At 59.1% G+C, this 2,301-nt stretch carries 1 protein-coding gene and 2 pseudogenes; all 3 read right to left on the minus strand.

The genetic code is table 11. The annotated features are described in order from the left end of the window. Positions 1 to 199, minus strand: a pseudogene (locus BG35_RS11245) (glycosyltransferase); the annotation flags it as partial. Positions 200 to 210: 11 nt separating this feature from the next. Next, positions 211 to 936 carry a biliverdin-producing heme oxygenase gene (locus tag BG35_RS0109310; RefSeq protein WP_025782605.1) on the minus strand — a complete coding sequence of 242 codons (726 nt, stop codon included), beginning with the start codon at positions 934 to 936 and terminating at the stop codon, positions 211 to 213. A 254-nt stretch (positions 937 to 1,190) separates the two neighbouring features. Continuing rightward, positions 1,191 to 2,275 (minus strand): annotated as a pseudogene (gene acsF, locus BG35_RS11250) (magnesium-protoporphyrin IX monomethyl ester (oxidative) cyclase). Positions 2,276 to 2,301: the final 26 nt, after the last annotated feature.

Here is a 2,301-nt window from a genome sequence, read left to right on the forward strand (position 1 = left end):
CGCTTGCCGGTTCCTGCGCCAGCAAGTCGTTCAGGAAGGGGGCATCCGGCTGCCGCTGTCCATAGGTGACCAGCGTTGTGGGCGCCACGGCCCGGGCTGTGGCCGCAAGCTGGAGTTCCACAGCCAGGCCGCCACACCGAAACCGTGGCCCTGTCCCGGGAACGAGCACCTTGAGGGGGCGCAGAGGTAACTCCCGCAAGGCGCCCAACCTCAAGCCGCCGTGGCGGTGGCCCCTCCTTCGGTGCTGCCGGCCCGCTGGCGGCGGGTGAGGAAGCCGAAGAGGGTCTTGCCGATGGCCAGGATCAAATTGCCCTCCAACTCCTTGAACATGTGCATGTTGAGGCCGAAGGCATGGTTGGCCTCTTCCACGATGCGCTCTGCGGTGGCCTGATCGATGGGCAGGCTATCCATTCTGGCGCGATACATGGCCTTGAAGGCCTTCTCGTCGGCAATGGCGTCGAAGTTGTAGAAGTTGACCCCGTCCCGATCCCCCAGATTCAGAGCCTTCTGGGCAATGGTCTTGAGGATCTGCCCACCGGAGAGATCCCCCATGTAGCGGGTGTAGGCATGGGCCACCAGCAATTCCGGCTCCTGGGAAGCCACCTGATGGATGCGGGCCACGTAGGTCTTGGCCGATTCCGACGGCTGAACCTGGCTGTCCCAGTTCTCGCCGTAGTAGTAGGTCAGGTCCTGGGCCAGGCTTTGTTTGCGATTCAGTTCGTCAAACACAAGGGAACCCACCACCGGATGGCCCTTGAGCTTGGCCATTTCCTCCTCCATGGCCCCATAAACGAAGTAGAGATCGGTCACCAGCTTGCGGTAGCTGGTTTTTTCCACCACCCCCTTGAGGAAGCAGCTTACAAAGCCGGTGTTCTCAGCCATGGTGTGGGACTTCTTGGTCCCCTCCTTGAGCAGTGCGGCCAGGGCAATAGCCATGGGGCGGAGATTGATAATGGCGCCCAACGCTACCGTGAAGCTCCTGGGGGCCAGTGCCGCCAGTTATGAAGGTTCACCTGAAGCACAGATAAAACCCGTGGTGGAATCAGATCGGACCAGAAACGGATCCAGTCAGACCGGTCATGTGGCAAGCTGCAGGCTTCCCGTAGGCGCCCCCCATGGTCTGGCCCACCGCTTGCGCGGGAGTGACACGGGGAAACGGGGCATGACGTTGGGGTGCAGGGTTGCAGGGCTTAGCGAATGGCGGGTTGCAGGGCCTCGGAGGCAATGGGCTTGAGGAAAAACAGCCGGGCCATTTCCCATGTGTTGGCCACCCAGAAGGGAAGTTTGCGCAACACCTTCACCGCCACGGGAGCCGGGCCGGTATCGGCATCGGAGAGCCGTTTGTTGTTGCCCACGATTCGCTCCAGACGGGTGTAGAAATCCGGATGATTCACGTCCAGAACCACCGGGAAGACCCGGGCGGAGGTTTCGTTGGTTTTTTCAATGACGATTTATCATAATCACGGGCATCCAGGCCCAAGGCTTCGTAAAACTCCTTGCGGGCCACGTCCCGAACATACATGGTGGCGAAGACGGTCAGAAGGAAGAAACGGCACCAGAGGCGAGCCACGGGACCGCGCACCGTATTCGACTGAGACTTCATCAAGGCGTCAAAAAAGTCCCCATGCCGGTTTTCATCCTGGCACCATCTTTCAAAGAAGTTGAAGATGGGGAAGATTTTGCTCTCCGGATGCTTTTCAAGATGACGGAAGATGGTAATGTACCGCCAGTAGCCAATCTTCTCCGAGAGATAGGTGGCATAGAAAATAAACTTTGGTTGGAAGAAGGTGTAATCCTTGTTGGCGGTGAGGAAGCCCAGGTCAAGCTGAAGACCGAAGTCCGCCATGGACTTGTTCAGAAATCCGGCATGGCGCGCCTCATCACGGGACATATACTGGAAGCATTCCGCCAGCAGGGGATTTTTCTGTTTGATGCGGCGACTTAATTCCTTATAGAGAAGAAAGCCCGAGAATTCCGACGTGCAGCTCTGCTCCAGAAACTCCACAAACACGCGCCGGGTCTCGGGATCCAGCTTGTCCGCGGCCCCCTCGAATTCCTGGTCGCGGACGAAATGGTGGCGATTGTAATCCTTGCGAAACTCCTCGCAGACAGCTTCCAACTCCGCCTCGTTGGGCCGCAGATCCATGGCGGCCATGGCGTCAAAGTCCGTGGTGTAGAACCGGGGGGTGAGGATGGTGTCCTTGACCGGTGTCTTCACCCCAGGGCGGATCTCCGCAAAGCCGGAGGTGGTGGGCGCTGGAGCAGTGCTGACCATGGGAAGAGCAGGCGGACGAAAGGCTG

This window comes from Candidatus Synechococcus spongiarum SH4 (assembly GCF_000586015.1).
GTDB lineage: Bacteria > Cyanobacteriota > Cyanobacteriia > PCC-6307 > Cyanobiaceae > Synechococcus_B > Synechococcus_B spongiarum_F.